Origin of the sequence: Acinetobacter larvae (assembly GCF_001704115.1) — a bacterium.
GTDB classification, from domain to species: Bacteria; Pseudomonadota; Gammaproteobacteria; order Pseudomonadales; family Moraxellaceae; genus Acinetobacter; species Acinetobacter larvae.
Genome location: NZ_CP016895.1, coordinates 2,211,848 through 2,227,279, shown reverse-complemented (window position 1 = coordinate 2,227,279; position 15,432 = coordinate 2,211,848). Strand labels below are relative to the sequence as shown.

The 15,432-nt window shown below is 40.3% G+C and carries 15 protein-coding genes and 1 pseudogene; 14 read left to right on the top strand and 2 right to left on the bottom strand.

Annotated features, from left to right (window positions below):
- Nucleotides 1-112 precede the first annotated feature (112 nt).
- The 12 genes from rimO (at nt 113) to lpxA (ending at nt 12,521) form a co-directional block, all read left to right on the top strand.
- Nucleotides 113-1,456, top strand: a complete 1,344-nt coding sequence (gene rimO, locus BFG52_RS10035; protein ID WP_067555527.1) for a 30S ribosomal protein S12 methylthiotransferase RimO — start codon at nt 113-115, stop codon at nt 1,454-1,456.
- 50 nt (nt 1,457-1,506) lie between these two features.
- Complete coding sequence (pyrH, locus tag BFG52_RS10030) at nt 1,507-2,235, top strand: UMP kinase (RefSeq protein WP_067555524.1); 729 nt, start codon at nt 1,507-1,509, stop codon at nt 2,233-2,235.
- A gap of 79 nt (nt 2,236-2,314) precedes the next feature.
- Nucleotides 2,315-2,869: a ribosome recycling factor gene (frr, locus tag BFG52_RS10025; RefSeq protein WP_067555521.1), complete on the top strand. Its 555-nt coding sequence runs from the start codon at nt 2,315-2,317 to the stop codon at nt 2,867-2,869.
- A gap of 6 nt (nt 2,870-2,875) precedes the next feature.
- Nucleotides 2,876-3,628, top strand: a complete 753-nt coding sequence (uppS, locus tag BFG52_RS10020) for a polyprenyl diphosphate synthase (RefSeq protein WP_067555519.1) — start codon at nt 2,876-2,878, stop codon at nt 3,626-3,628.
- A complete protein-coding gene (locus BFG52_RS10015; RefSeq protein WP_067555516.1) occupies nt 3,628-4,452 on the top strand; it encodes a phosphatidate cytidylyltransferase in 825 nt (274 codons plus the stop codon). Before uppS ends, BFG52_RS10015 begins: the two co-directional genes overlap by 1 nt.
- The gene (ispC, locus tag BFG52_RS10010) at nt 4,453-5,649 is read left to right on the top strand and encodes a 1-deoxy-D-xylulose-5-phosphate reductoisomerase (RefSeq protein WP_067555513.1); all 1,197 of its coding nucleotides are present in this window, start codon (nt 4,453-4,455) and stop codon (nt 5,647-5,649) included. It begins immediately after the preceding gene.
- Between the two features lie 2 nt (nt 5,650-5,651).
- A complete protein-coding gene (gene rseP, locus BFG52_RS10005) occupies nt 5,652-7,007 on the top strand; it encodes an RIP metalloprotease RseP (RefSeq protein ID WP_067555510.1) in 1,356 nt (451 codons plus the stop codon).
- 43 nt (nt 7,008-7,050) lie between these two features.
- Nucleotides 7,051-9,555 (top strand): outer membrane protein assembly factor BamA, encoded by a 2,505-nt coding sequence (gene bamA, locus BFG52_RS10000; protein ID WP_067555507.1) that lies wholly within the window; start codon nt 7,051-7,053, stop codon nt 9,553-9,555.
- A gap of 133 nt (nt 9,556-9,688) precedes the next feature.
- Complete coding sequence (locus tag BFG52_RS09995; RefSeq protein WP_067555504.1) at nt 9,689-10,174, top strand: OmpH family outer membrane protein; 486 nt, start codon at nt 9,689-9,691, stop codon at nt 10,172-10,174.
- Nucleotides 10,175-10,177: 3 nt separating this feature from the next.
- A complete protein-coding gene (lpxD, locus tag BFG52_RS09990; protein ID WP_067555497.1) occupies nt 10,178-11,248 on the top strand; it encodes a UDP-3-O-(3-hydroxymyristoyl)glucosamine N-acyltransferase in 1,071 nt (356 codons plus the stop codon).
- Between the two features lie 2 nt (nt 11,249-11,250).
- Nucleotides 11,251-11,736, top strand: coding sequence for a 3-hydroxyacyl-ACP dehydratase FabZ (gene fabZ / locus BFG52_RS09985; protein ID WP_067559430.1), 486 nt, complete (start codon nt 11,251-11,253; stop codon nt 11,734-11,736).
- Nucleotides 11,733-12,521, top strand: a complete 789-nt coding sequence (gene lpxA, locus BFG52_RS09980; protein WP_067555494.1) for an acyl-ACP--UDP-N-acetylglucosamine O-acyltransferase — start codon at nt 11,733-11,735, stop codon at nt 12,519-12,521. The genes fabZ and lpxA overlap by 4 nt, the downstream gene beginning before the upstream one ends.
- Here the strand turns inward: lpxA and BFG52_RS17295 are convergent.
- Together BFG52_RS17295 and ahpC are read right to left on the bottom strand one after the other, a co-directional pair.
- A pseudogene (locus BFG52_RS17295) lies at nt 12,489-12,743 on the bottom strand (hypothetical protein); the annotation flags it as partial. The gene lpxA and the pseudogene BFG52_RS17295 sit on opposite strands and share 33 nt — an antisense overlap.
- 82 nt (nt 12,744-12,825) lie before the next feature.
- Complete coding sequence (gene ahpC / locus BFG52_RS09975; RefSeq protein WP_067555491.1) at nt 12,826-13,389, bottom strand: alkyl hydroperoxide reductase subunit C; 564 nt, start codon at nt 13,387-13,389, stop codon at nt 12,826-12,828.
- 405 nt (nt 13,390-13,794) lie between these two features.
- Between ahpC and BFG52_RS09970 the strand changes: the two genes are divergently transcribed.
- Both BFG52_RS09970 and ubiA read left to right on the top strand, forming a co-directional pair.
- Nucleotides 13,795-14,322: a chorismate--pyruvate lyase family protein gene (locus tag BFG52_RS09970; RefSeq protein WP_067555488.1), complete on the top strand. Its 528-nt coding sequence runs from the start codon at nt 13,795-13,797 to the stop codon at nt 14,320-14,322.
- Nucleotides 14,319-15,200: a 4-hydroxybenzoate octaprenyltransferase gene (ubiA, locus tag BFG52_RS09965; RefSeq protein WP_067555481.1), complete on the top strand. Its 882-nt coding sequence runs from the start codon at nt 14,319-14,321 to the stop codon at nt 15,198-15,200. Before BFG52_RS09970 ends, ubiA begins: the two co-directional genes overlap by 4 nt.
- Nucleotides 15,201-15,432: the final 232 nt, after the last annotated feature.

The window sequence follows — 15,432 nt, the reverse complement described above, 5'->3', positions numbered from 1 at the left end:
GATGTATAAAAATTGGTTTAATTGTGGTGCATAACACAAAGAGTATGGTTTCAAGCTATTTTTATAGTAAGAAAAGTCATACAATACGCGCATTCTAGTGGAGTGCAGAGTCATGAAATCCCCCAAAGTCGGTTTTGTTTCTTTAGGTTGTCCTAAGGCATTGGTCGATTCTGAACGTATTTTAACCCAGTTGAAAACTGAAGGTTATGAAGTTGCATCAGATTATGACGGTGCAGATTTAGTGGTTGTCAATACCTGTGGTTTTATTGAATCTGCAGTGCAAGAATCACTAGACGCAATTGGTGAGGCCATCAATGAAAATGGTCGTGTGATCGTGACGGGATGCTTAGGTAAAGATGAAGAGAAAATTCGTCAGATGCATCCCAATGTTTTAAAAGTTACTGGTGCAGCAGCTTATCAAGATGTGATGGAAGCCGTACATCAATATGTACCCGCGCCACCCGCACATAATCCCTATGTGGACTTGGTTCCGCCACAAGGCATCCGTTTAACACCTAAACATTATGCTTATTTGAAAATATCGGAAGGCTGTAATCACCGGTGTACCTTTTGTATTATTCCAAGTATGCGCGGCGATTTGGTGTCTAGACCAATTGGTTCGGTTTTAAACGAAGCGCAAGCCTTAAAGAAATCTGGTGTAAAAGAAGTACTTGTGATTTCACAAGATACCTCTGCCTATGGGGTAGATACCAAATACAAGCTTGATTTCTGGAATGGTCAACCGATCAAAACCAAATTCTACGATATGTGTGAAGCACTTGGGAAACTTGGCATCTGGGTGCGTTTGCACTATGTCTATCCTTATCCACATGTCGATGCTGCGATTGAACTCATGGCAGCAGGCAAAATCTTGCCTTATTTAGATATTCCTTTTCAACACGCCAGCCCGAAAGTTCTCAAATTGATGAAACGGCCAGCACATAGTGAAAATACCTTAGCGCGTTTACAAGCTTGGCGCGAGAAGTGCCCTGATCTGGTGATTCGCTCCACTTTCGTTGTGGGTTTTCCGGGTGAAACAGAAGAAGATTTCCAAATGCTACTGGATTGGTTGCAACACGCACAACTGGATCGCGTTGGTTGCTTTACGTATTCACCGGTAGAAGGCGCAACAGCAAATGATCTGCCAGATCATGTGCCTGAAGAGATTAAACAGCAACGTTATGAGCGCTTCATGCAAGTGCAACAGCAAATTTCTACTGCCAAATTACAACAGCGCATTGGTCAAGTGATGACAGTGTTAGTTGATGATTTGGAAGAAGATTATCCAGTGGCAGTAGCGCGGTCATATGCAGATGCACCAGAAATTGATGGGCATGTATTTGTAGAAGATATCGATAAATCACAAATCAAGGTAGGTGATTGGCTTGAAGTCGAAATCACTGATGCTGATGAGTATGATTTATTTGCAAAATTAATTCGAGTGAAATCGGTTTAATCGTATTTTAGTGTGTATATAAAATTAAAGTGAGTTGCGGAGCTTTAGCTATGTCAGATTCAAAAAATCCACGATATTCTAGGATTTTACTTAAACTTTCTGGAGAGGCGTTGGCCGGCAATAAAGATATGGGGATCGATGCGCAAGTATTAGATCAGATGTCTTTGTCGATCGCGCACTTGGTTGGTTTAGGGGTACAAGTCGGGATTGTTGTTGGCGGTGGTAACTTATACCGTGGTAGCCAATTACAAAAAGACGGTTTGGTCGGTCGGGTCACAGGCGACCAAATGGGAATGTTAGCAACAGTGATGAATGGTTTGGCTTTGCGTGACGCCTTGGTGCGCCGTAATATTAAAACACGTTTAATGTCTGCCTTACCGATAGGAACCGTTGTAGAGTCTTATTCGAGTCGTGATGCTATTCGTCATTTGTCACAAGGTGAAGTGTGTGTGTTTGTGGCCGGTACTGGCAATCCATTCTTTACGACAGATACTGCTGCATGTTTACGTGGTATTGAAATCGAAGCCAAGCTGATTTTAAAAGCAACCAAAGTAGATGGCGTGTACAATAAAGACCCAAGTAAATACGAAGATGCCGTTAAATATGATCAATTAAGCTTCGATGAAGTGCTAGATGGTAAATTGGGGGTGATGGATTTAACAGCAATCTGTTTGTGTCGTGATCACCAAGTACCATTGCAAGTCTTTGATATGAATAAGTCTGGCGCATTGCTTTCTGTGGTAATGGGTGAGAAAGAAGGCACCTTGGTCACAAACTAATGTACCTGAGCGGCAAAGCTCTTTATACTACTGCAATTTTTAATAAAACACTTTTGTAGAAATAAGTAAGGAAGATCATATGATTAACGATCTTAAAAAAGATAGTGAATTACGTATGCAAAAGACCCTTGAGTCGCTAGAACAAGGCTTTGCAAAAGTTCGTACAGGACGAGCACATCCTTCAATTTTGAATGGTGTTATGGTGCCTTATTACGGTTCAGATGTTCCATTGAACCAAGTTGCCAACGTCGGTATAGAAGATTCACGCACATTGATCGTACAACCATTTGAACGCACTATGGTTTCTGCTATCGATAAAGCCATTCGTGAAAGTGATTTGGGTTTAAACCCAATTAGCGCAGATGCGATTCGTGTTCCTTTACCAGCACTAACCGAAGAAACACGTCGTGACATGCAAAAAGTAGCGCGCAGTGAAGCAGAAAATGCCAAAGTTGCGATTCGTAATATTCGTCGTGATGTATTGGGCGATATTAAAGCACTATTGAAAGAAAAAGAAATTTCTGAAGATGATGAACGCCGTGCCGGTGAGGATGTTCAGAAAATTACCGATAAGTACGTTGCTGAAGTTGATAAACGTTTGGCTGCGAAAGAAGCAGAATTGTTAAAGGTCTAATTTTGCATGACTGCATCAGATGCTTCGGGACTCCCACAACATGTTGCCATTATTATGGATGGCAACAATCGTTTTGCTAGAAAAAATAATCTTGATAAAGGCGATGGTCACCGCGAGGGAAAAAATGTTTTAGATCCTATCGTTGAACATTGCCGTAAGCTTAATATTCGGGCATTGACCGTTTTTGCTTTTTCCAGTGAGAACTGGAATCGTCCTCGTCATGAAATTGAACTCCTGATGCAGTTGCTTGTGGATACTATCCACGAGCAAATTCCACGTATGGAAAAATTTTCAATCGCCTTGCGCTTTATTGGTGATCGTCAGCGATTATCACCCACATTGCAGCAGCTCATGCAGCACGCCGAACAGAAAACCGCACATTTTACCGCCATGACACTCAGTATTGCGATCAGTTATGGTGGAATGTGGGATATTATCAATACCGCCAAGCAAGTTGCAGCACAAGTTGCAGCACAGCAATTGCAACTCGAGGATGTTGATATTGACCTATTCGGTGGTATGTTGAGTTTGGGGGATCTGCCGCCAGTTGACTTACTGATTCGTACAGGCGGAGATTATCGATTATCAAATTTTTTATTATGGCAGGCTGCCTATGCGGAATTATATTTTACCCAGACATTGTGGCCAGAATTTACACCAGAAGAATTTGATGATGCGATCGCCGTCTATATGGGGCGTGAGCGCCGTTTTGGTAAGACTTCAGAACAACTTCTTCATGAGAAAATAGAGAAAAAATAATGATAGAGCGGATCATCACCGCATTGGTACTGGTTGCTGTTGTATTCTTTTGCATGTTTTATACAACATCACACTATCCGATGTTGATTTTAATGGTAGCTGCCGCAGGTGCCGCAGGATATGAGTGGTTTAAGCTCATGCCGCATCCAGAGCAAAGCGTCAATAAAGTTGCTGCTGCAGCTTTTGGTTTTGTAACTGCTTTATTGTCTTTACTTACTCTAAATCATGAGCATGTTGGTTTGGTGCTGTGGGTTGCGTCCATTTTTATTTGGCTCCTAAGCATTTATTGGGTAAAGCACTATCCACGAATAGACCATTGGTATTGCAATCGTTTATATCCGATGGGCGTTATTCTAATTGCCGCAGCAGTAAGTGCCATTTATATGGTTTGGCAGATGTCGCCGTGGTGGCTGATGTATTTGTTCTTATTGGTTTGGGGAGCAGATAGTGGTGCTTATTTTGTGGGTCGCAAATTAGGACGGCGTAAATTGGCACCACATGTCAGTCCCAATAAAACCATTGAAGGTTTATTGGGTGGCATCGTGACAGTCGCTTTGGTCATTATTGTTGTGCAAGCGTATTTCCTCTCGTTAAGTTTGCTGCATCATGTTATTTTTTTAGTGATTTCTATCATTACTGTCTTTAGTTCTGTGCTGGGTGACTTATTCGAATCCATGATTAAGCGGCGGGCAGGCATCAAAGATTCTGGACGCATTTTACCAGGTCATGGTGGCGTGTTAGATCGTATCGATTCTTTACTTGCTGCTGCGCCAATTTTTGCGGTCGGGATTATTGTACTTCAACTTATTGGTGTAAATTTATAGATGTTACAATCGGTTAGTATCTTAGGCGCAACGGGTTCCATTGGTCTAAGTACGCTTAAAGTTTTGGAACAGCACCCTGAACAATATACAGTTTTTGCTTTAAGTGCACATAGTCGTATCCATGAATTGGTACAGTTATGTGTACGTTTTCATCCACAAGTGGTGGTGGTACCTGAGCAGCATGTAGATCAATTACATCAATTATTACAACACAATCAACTGACTGAAATCGAAATTTTAACTGAACAAGATGGTTTGGTTGCAATCGCTGAGCACCCACAAGTAGATGTGGTCATGGCGGCAATTGTTGGTGCTGCGGGGTTGTTGTCGACATTGGCTGCTGTACGTGCTGGCAAACGTGTACTACTAGCCAACAAAGAAGCATTGGTGATGAGCGGTGAGTTAATGTTACAAGCCGCACGTGATAATCACGCGTTATTAATGCCGGTCGACTCCGAACACAATGCAATTTTCCAATGTTTGCCACATCATTATCAGCAGGCTGCGGTACGCCAGCCAGAACACTTTGGTATTGCAAAAATTTTATTGACTGCATCTGGCGGTCCTTTTTTAAATCATAGTCTTGCACAACTTGAACAGGTTACTCCGGATCAAGCTTGTAAACATCCGAACTGGTCGATGGGACGTAAAATATCGGTTGACTCCGCAAGCCTAATGAATAAAGGCTTAGAGTTAATCGAAGCTTGTCATTTGTTTTCAATTCCTGAACATTTTGTTACAGTGGTAATTCACCCACAAAGTATTATTCACTCATTGGTTCAATATATTGACGGTTCAACTTTGGCTCAACTTGGAAATCCTGATATGTGTACTCCGATTGCACATGCACTGGCCTGGCCAGAACGCATTGCAACGCAGGTCGATGCTTTAGATTTGTTTGTGCATCATCATCTCGATTTTTGTGAGCCAGATCTACAACGTTTTCCGGCGTTGAGGTTGGCAAGAGAGGCGATGAAAGCTGGTGGTACCAGTACGACCATTTTGAACGCTGCGAATGAAGTTGCTGTCGATGCATTCCTAAATAAGAAAATTTCTTTCTTAAAAATTCCGCAGATAGTTGAACATACCTTAAATCACGTTCAAAATAGCCCTGCAGAGAGTATTGCGGCTATCTTGCACAGCGATCAGTATGCGAGACAAGTTACTTCACACTATATTCAGCAGTTGGAACACTAAAAATGAGTATCCTGTTTATTATTGTCGCCGCTATATTATTGTTAGGCCCACTCATTGCAATACATGAATTTGGTCATTATTGGGTGGCACGTAAATTAGGTGTAAAAGTACTGATTTATTCAATCGGTTTTGGTCCAAAGATCATTCACAAAACATCTAAGAAAACAGGTATTCAATATCAACTATCTGCCTTACCACTCGGCGGTTATGTCAAAATGCTGGATGAGCGTGACGGCAATGTTAAAGAAGAAGACTTGCCATATGCGTTTAACCGCCAATCTGTCTGGAAAAGAATAGCCATTGTGGCTGCTGGACCTGCCATTAATTTGATTTTTGCGGTGTTATTATTCTGGTTGTTATTTCTTCCAGCCCAAGAACAACTCAATACCCGTGTAGGTAAAGTCGTTGCAGATACACCCGCTGCAATGCAAAACATGCAAGTGGGCGACAAGATTGTGATGGTCGATGGTAAAGAGACCAAGAGTTGGGAACAAGTGAACCTTGCTTTGGTGAATCGAGTCGGCGAAACAGGGGTTGTTAATCTACAGGTAGAGTCTCAAAACCAACTCAAAAACTTACAATTACCGATTAATAATTTTCTAAAACAACAAGGTGATTCCGCATTTGCAGTGCTTGGTTTCCAACCCTATCATCCGCCAATTCCTGCTGTGATCTATAAATTGACAGATGATGGGGCTGCCGTACGTCAAGGTATGAAAGAAGGCGACAAAATTGTTGAAATCAATGGTGTTGCCATGCGCGACTGGTTTGATGTTGTCGATGTTGTGCAAAAATCACCAGAAAAAATGCTTAATATTTCAGTACTTCGTGCTGGACAGCCGTTAAATTTACACGTGATGCCACAAGGTCATCGTGATAATATGGGGAATGTTGTCGGGATGCTTGGTGTTGAAGCTCAAGCACTAGATAATGAAATTCCTGAACAATATAAGCAGGTTATTCATTATAATCCTCTCGAAGCGCTTGGTGTTGCCGTAAATAAAACCGTACAGCTTTCTGGCATGATGTTTGGATCTGTTGTGAAAATGGTGCGCGGGTTAATTGGTTTGGAAAGCTTATCTGGTCCAATTACGATTGCTAAATTTGCTGGACAAAGTGCAGAAATGGGCTTGCAAAGTTTTATTTCCTTTATGGCGATGATGAGTGTCAGTTTAGGAATATTAAATTTGTTGCCAATTCCGATGCTAGATGGTGGTCATTTACTTTATTATGTCATAGAGGCAATTCGGGGTAAGCCGGTATCTGAACACATACAAATTATTGGTCTTAAAATTGGTATCGTACTGTTGGGTAGCATGATGCTACTGGCGATCTTTAACGATTTTATGCGATTATAAACTTTAATTTTGGAAAAAATTAACCTACTGGAAAATAATAGGCATGCAACACTCACATTTATTTATGCCGCTTGCGCTGGTCAGTGCAATGGCAGCAGTACAACAAGTTCATGCAGCGGAAGACTTTATCGTTCGTGATGTTCGTATTGATGGCCTTGTTCGTTTGCAACCGAACACTGTACTGCCTTTGCTTTCAATCAATAGTGGTGATCGTATCAATGACATGACGATTGCTGACGGGGTGCGTAGCTTATATGCTACTGACTTGTTCGATGACATTCAGGCATTCAACGAAAATGGGGTGTTGGTGTTTAAGGTTGTTGAGCGTCCAGTCATTGCCAAAGTAGAGTTTAAAGGCAATAAACTCATTCCCAAAGAAGCCTTACAAGAAGGGCTCAAGAAAATGGGCTTAGCGGAAGGCGAGGTTTTGAAAAAGTCGACATTACAGACTTTGGAAACCGAGTTGGAGCAGCAGTATTCGCAACAGGGTCGTTATGATGCGACTGTAAAAGTTAATACAATTGCGCAGACCAATAACCGTGTTTATCTAGAAATTGAGTTCAATGAAGGTAAACCCGCTAAAGTTTTCGATATCAATATTATTGGTAATAGTATTTTTAAAGATGATGAGATTAAACAAATCTTTGCGGTAAAAGAATCAGGTTGGGCATCGGTTCTTACCCGTAATGACCGTTATGCACGTGAAAAGATGGCCGCAAGTTTAGAGGCTTTACGTGCACTTTACCTCAATAAGGGCTATATCGATTTTAAAATCAATAACTCTTACCTGAATATTAGTGAAGATAAAAAACATATCTTTATTGAAGTATCTGTCACAGAGGGTGACCAATATACCTTCGGGACTACAAAATTTTTGGGTGATGCACTTTTTAAACCAGATGAGTTAAAAGCGCTTCAGGTTTATAAAGATGGGAATATTTATTCGCAAGAAAAAGTCAACAATGTCCGCCAACTGCTCGCACGTAAATATGGTAATGCCGGCTATTATTATGCTGAGATTAACGTTGTACCGACCATTCACCATGATACCAAGATTGTAGATCTCAACTATTATGTCAATCCGGGTCAACAAGTTACTGTACGTCGTATTAATTTCAGTGGTAATAATAAAACAGCCGATGAAGTCTTACGTCGTGAAATGCGCCAAATGGAAGGTGCATTGGCAAGTAATGAAAAAATTGAACTCTCAAAAATTCGCTTAGAACGTACGGGTTATTTTAAAACTGTCGAGGTGACGCCTGTACGTGTACCGAATTCACCTGACCAAGTTGATTTGGATATTAAAGTTGAAGAACAACATTCGGGGACTACAACTTTAGCGGTCGGTTATTCCCAAAATGGCGGTGTAACCTTCCAAGCGGGTTTAAGTCAAACCAACTTCTTAGGTACCGGTAACCGGGTCGCGATTGATTTGTCTCGTTCACAAACCCAAGACTACTATAACCTGAACGTAACTGATCCATACTTCACAATTGATGGTATCAGTCGTGGTTATAATATGTATTATCGTAAGACTAAGTTAAATAACAACTATAACGTCAATAACTATGTTACCGATAGTATTGGTGGTGGTCTTAACTTTAGTTATCCTATTGATGAAAACCAAAACATTAGTGCGGGTTTAAATATCGACCAGACTAAAGTTACCACGGGTCAATATGTTTCGACTTATATTCGTGACTTCTTAAAAGGGCATGGTGGTAAAGCCACAGCATCTGCTCAATATAATGAATGCACAATTGAACTTACATCAGGACAAACATGTCCAGAGGATAAGATTGCAGTACGTACCTTTGAAAGTGCCTTTGAAGGTAAATTTGTTACCTATAACTTTAACTTGGGCTGGGCATATAACACTTTGAACCGCCCAATTTTCCCAACCTCTGGTACTTTACACCGTATTAATGGTGAAATTGCCATTCCTGGTAGTGATGTTGAATACCAAAAAATCGTTTATGAAGCGCAAAGTTACTTCCCACTTGGTAAAGATTTTGTACTAAGAGGTTATGGTAAATTGGGTTATGGTAATGACTTGCCATTCTATAAGAACTTCTTTGCCGGTGGTTTCGGTTCAGTACGTGGTTATGACAACAGTACTTTAGGTCCTCAATATCCAGCAGTGACCTATAATGAACAAAAAATTCGTGATTGGGACCCAGAGGAAGTTGGTGGTAATGCCTTATTCCAAGTGGGTGCAGAGTTAGCCTTGCCGATTCCATTTAAAGGTGATTGGGCACGTCAAGTACGTCCTGTAATCTTTGCTGAAGGCGCACAAGTATTTGATACGCAGTGTGATATACCAAATGGTACGTTGTACTTAAATGGCGACAAAAAAGGTGTCGATGCCAAACAATACTGTAAAGACAATTACGGCTTTGATTTAAGTAATTTACGTTACAGTGTCGGTGTTGGTTTCACTTGGATTACCATGATTGGTCCAATTTCCTTAAGTTATGCCTTCCCATTAAATGATAAGCAAGGCGATCAAACCAAAGCCTTACAATTTGAAATCGGTCGTACGTTCTAATTTTGCTTGATTAATCTCTCTATTGCTCCACAACTCATATCTGCACAAGCTATCGAAAGCTCGCTTTCGATAGTGCTTATATGAGGGCTATAGTTTTTACTTTTATAATGTTCTTCAATACCTTAGGTGTAAAATGAATAAATTAAATGCTTTTGTTTTAATGTTGGGTTTGGGTGTAAGCGCTGCGGCACAAGCAGCTGGTTATGGTGTTGTAGACATGGAACGTGTTGTGGAGAGTAGTCAGTACTTAAAACAACAAAATGCCAGCTTAGAACAATCGGTCAAACCACAAACAGCACAACTTGAACAATTGAATAAAGAATTAGAAGCGTTGCGTCAAAAAGCACAAGAAAAAGGTGCGAATACAGATCAATTGGGACAGCAATTCCAAGCTAAAGCAGCGCAATTCCAATCGATTCAACAAAGCGTACAATCTAAAGTTCAATCAACAATTCAAAACACCAACAAGACTTTTGAAGCACGTATCAAAACTGCTGCAGAACAGTTGCGCAATGAAAATGGCTTAGATTTAGTCATCAATCGCAATTCGGCTTTAGCATTCGACCCAAAGTTTGATTTAACTGATAAAATGATTCAAAAGGTTAATGCTATTAAATAATCAATGAAATCTACCCAATTTCGACTAGACGAGCTAGCGCGTCATGTGAATGGTCAAGTGATTGGCCATTCAGATTTATCTATTTCTGCGCTCGCGAGTCTGGCAGCAGCAGATGCACAATCCATTTCATTTGTGAGTCATGAAAAACATTTAGCAGATGCTCAGCAATCTCATGCTGCTGCTTTGATTGTGACTGAGCAATTACGTTTAAGACTGCCGCAACAGCAGAACTTTATAGTGGTCGAAAACCCGTATTTAGCATTTGCCTTATTAAGCCATGTCTTTGAGCATAAAGTACTGGCGCGAGGTATCGAAGCTACGGCACAAATTGCTGAATCTGCGATTATCGCTGAAGATGCTTATATCGGTCATTATGTGGTGATTGGTGAGCATTGTGTGATTGGTTCAAATACCATTATTCAAGCACATAGCACCATAAGCGATGGTACTGAGATTGGGCGCGATTGTTTTATTGCACATCATGTCGCATTCGATTGCGCAGTGAAGGTTGGTGATCGTGTTCGTATTCATAGTAATACTGTGATTGGCGGAGAAGGATTTGGTTTTGCACCGTATCAAGCCAAGTGGCACCGCATTGCACAATTAGGGTCCGTGCGTATTGGTCATGATGTTCGCATTGGGTCCAATTGTAGTATTGATCGTGGTGCATTAGATGACACTATTTTGGAAAATGGTGTGATTATTGATAATCTTGTGCAAATCGCGCATAACGTGGTGATTGGTGAAAATACAGCCATTGCTGCAAAATGCGGTATAGCAGGAAGTACGAAGATTGGCAAAAACTGTATCTTAGCGGGTGGCGTAGGTGTAGTGGGGCACATTGAAATTGCAGATAATGTCCAATTGACTGGAATGTCAATGATCACAAAAAATATTTTACAAGCAGGGACGTATTCTTCTGGTACAAGCTTCTTAGAAACAGGACAATGGAAACGCGCTGCAATTCGATTCAAACAATTAGCAGATGTGCCATTGACCAAAATAGTCAAACAACTTGATCATATGCAGGCTCAAATTGAGTCCCTTGAAACAATATTAAAGTTGCGTAAATAATGATGACTGAGTCTAAATCTTTATCTTTTAAGGTTCCTGAATTACCGATGAATATTCAGACAATCCGGAGTTATCTGCCTCATAGATATCCATTTTTACTGGTTGATCGTGTTACTGAAATCAGTGAACATGGTATAGTTGGTTATAAGAATATCTCTATTAATGAAGAGTATATGCAGGGGCATTTCCCCAATTATCCTATTACGCCGGGTGTATTGATTATTGAAGCGATGGCGCAAATTTCTGGTATTTTGGGATTTGTTATGAATGATGAAACACCGCAAGCGGGTTCATTATTTTTATTTGCTGGTGCTGAAAAAGTTCGTTTTAAAAAACAAGTTGTTCCTGGTGATCAATTAATTTTAAAATCTGAGCTGGTCATGCAAAAGCGTGGTATTTATAAATATTTATGTACTGCTAGTGTTGATGACGTGGTCGCAGCAACAGCAGAGATTATTATTTCTCATCAGAAATTAGAGCAGGCATGAGTAAACCCGAATTAATTCATCCAACCGCGATTATCGACCCAACTGCAACGATTGCAGAAGATGTTGTTATTGGCCCTTATTGTATTATTGGCCCTCAAGTAAGTATTGGTGCAGGCAGTGTTATTCACCCCCATGTGGTTATTGCTGGCTATACAAGAATAGGGGTTTGCAATGAAATTTTCCAGTTCTCAAGTATTGGGGAAATTTGCCAAGATTTAAAATATCAAGGTGAGGAAACTTGGTTGGAGATCGGGGATTATAATAAAATTCGCGAGCATTGTAGTTTCCATCGGGGGACTGTACAAGATCAGTCGATTACCCGTATTGGTAGCCATAATCTCATGATGGTCAATACACATATTGCGCATGATTGTGTTGTTGGTGATCATAATATTATTGCCAATAATGTGGGGATTGCGGGGCATGTTCATATTGCAGATTATGTGGTAATTGGTGGGAATTCAGGAATTCATCAATTTTGCCATATTGATTCTTATAGTATGATTGGCGGTGCTTCATTGATTTTAAAAGATGTACCGGCTTATGTTATGGCTTCTGGTAATCCTGCACATGCATATGGTTTAAATATAGAAGGGATGCGCCGCAAGGGGTGGTCGCGCAATGTTATCCAAGCCCTACGTGAAGCATTTAAATTTATCTATAAAGAAAATCTCACCACTGAACAAGCAATCGCGAAAATTCAGTCTGAGATTCTACCAGAGGCAGCGGAAGCGCAACGTTTGATTGATTCCTTAGAAAAATCTAAGCGTGGTATTGTGCGTTAATCTAACCATACCAAAACAATCATAAAATACCCCGCAGAACAGTGGGGTATTTTTATTGAAAGATTCAAAACGCAGCCGTACCTGATTATAGAATACTGTAATGTAATGGCTAATATCTTGAATTGCTTCTTGATGATTAGCATAGTACTTCTGCCATACACGTTCCATTTTTAGGTTTAAAAAGAAACGTTCCATAACAGCATTATCATAACAAAGTCCTTTAAAAAACCACGCCCTAAGACGTGGTTTTTTCACTCTAACTAAGCGCAATGCATACTGCGCTTGAGGCGAGTTTTAAATAAAATTAGATTTTACCAACGAGGTCGATTGAAGGAGCAAGTGTTGCTTCGCCTTCTTTCCATTTAGCTGGGCAAACTTCACCTGGGTGAGCGTGAACATATTGAGCTGCTTTGATTTTACGAAGCAATTCAGAAGCGTCACGACCTACACCACCAGCGTTGATTTCAACGATTTGGATTTTACCTTCTGGATCGATAACGAAAGTACCACGATCAGCAAGACCATCAGATTCGATTAATACGTCGAAGTTTTTAGCCAAGGTCCAAGTTGGATCGCCAACCATTGGGTATTCGATTTTTTTGATTTCTTCAGAAGAATCGTGCCAAGCTTTATGCGTGAAGTGTGTATCAGTAGAAACTGAATAGATTTCAACACCAAGTTTTTTGAACTCAGCATAGTTATCTGCAAGGTCGCCTAATTCAGTTGGGCAAACAAATGTAAAGTCTGCTGGATAGAAGAAGAATACAGACCATTTGCCTTTAAGATCAGCTTCAGTAACTTCGATGAATTGTCCGTTAAGATATGCTTGTGCTTTGAATGGTTTAACTTCAGTATTAATTAAGCTCATCATTTACTCCATGAGTGTAGTGAAAATCTAATATGTTGTTAGCATAAGATAAATTCTATTATTGGGGAAATAGTATTTTTATATGATTAAGATCGGAAAATTAAATCTTAAACGAAAAGTATATTTCATCCCAATATCTTGCACATTTAAGTCGACATCTTTGCCGCCTAGTGCCCTGTGATAATCTGTATTGATGCCTGAATAATATGATCTTTTCATGACAAATTATAGATGCTGCCAGATTAGTAGAATTCAAGCATTGATTCTATTAACCGTTTGATTTTTGACCAAGTTGTTTGAAATCAGGGTTAAGTGTTGGCTATAGCAGCATGCTCAGGGTGGGCGAGCGGAAAATATGTGTTAAATTTCAGTTATACTGCCGCAAAATAGGAAGAGTGAAAGACTATGCTGAGACCAAGGGTATTTAACGAGGATATCGATCCGCAATTAAAAACATGGTTATACGCATCGGGGTCTTTGACACAGCAACTAACGCAGCTGGCGGATGGTCAATTTTGTGTTGAACCGACGGTACAGTGCTTTCAAAAAATGTCACAACAAGATAGTCAATGGATGAACATGCCGATGCATCATCTTGCATGGGTGCGCGAAAGTTTATTATATGGTTCAGAGTCAGTACCATGGGTCAAAGCCAAAAGTATTTTTCCGATTCTGAGTGTGCAGGGTAAAGCACGAATTTTTAAAACCATTGGTACTCAGCCAATCGGTCGTTTTTTATTTAATCGCTGTCAACCGCTTTGCCAGCGTCGCATTTTGCGTTTACCAGAAGGGTGGACGCGTCAAAGTTGTTATACTTGGCATGGCTGTAGGTTTATTGTGCAAGAAACTTTTTTAAGTAGTTTTGAGCGTTTTTTAGCACAAAAAAAAATTAAGGCAGATGCCAAGTCTTATATTTCGGAATACACATCATGATGAAATCAACGGCGTTAGACTGGCGGCAACGTTTAGCAGCTTATTATTATTTATGTCGTTTTGATAAACCGATTGGTACCGAACTGGTTTTTTGGCCAACCATGTGGGCATTATGGTTGGCGCAAGGCGGGACACCAGATTTTAAAATATTCATTGTTATGCTGCTCGGGGTTGTTTTTATGCGTGCAGCAGGTTGTGCCATTAATGATTTTGCAGATCGTAAGGTCGATGCGCATGTCGAACGCACCAAAAATCGGCCTTTGGCAACGGGTGTGATTTCGGCAGCTGAAGCCATTTGGGTATTTTTGATTTTGGTTTTTGCTAGTGCGTTATTGTTGTTATTTTTACCGATTGAAAGTTTTTACTGGTCTTTTGGCGCTTTAGCCTTAGCGTTTATTTATCCATTTATGAAGCGCTATACACATTTACCGCAAGTATTTTTAGGTGCGGCATTTTCATGGTCTATTCCAATGGCGTATACCGCTGTTGGGGCAACACCAGATTTGACGTGTTGGTTGCTGTATTTTGGAAATTTAGCTTGGACGGTTGCCTATGATACGCAATATGCCATTACTGACCGTGAATATGACTTAAAAATTGGAGTTAAGTCGACCGCTATTTTATTTGGGCGCTATGACATTCAGATCATCGCCTTATTACAGGGCGTGAGTTTAGTGCTGATTGGTGCTGCATTATATCGCGAGGATTTGTTATTGCCCTATGCGATTTGGCCACTCTTATTGGTGTTGCTTGATTTTATCTATCAGTTAGTGCAAACAGCCGATCGTGATCCTGCACGATGTTTCTGGGCGTTTAGACATAATCGTTGGGTTGGATTAATGATCTTTCTTGCAATTTTTATAGCATTGTACTGGTAGTATTTAATTATTATGCATATTTATGAGGCATCACTTGGCAAAACGGCTTAAACGTCTAAGTATTCCTAGGTTTAACCGTGTTATGCACTAAGCAGTTCAAATAAGAGTCATTTTTATATGTTGTTAAGGTTTATTTTTTTAATTATTTGAATTAATCTGTGCTTAGTTTTAGTGTTGTTGGGCTTACAGCTTAATTTACTAAAATTGTGAAATATACAAAATAATACTGTGC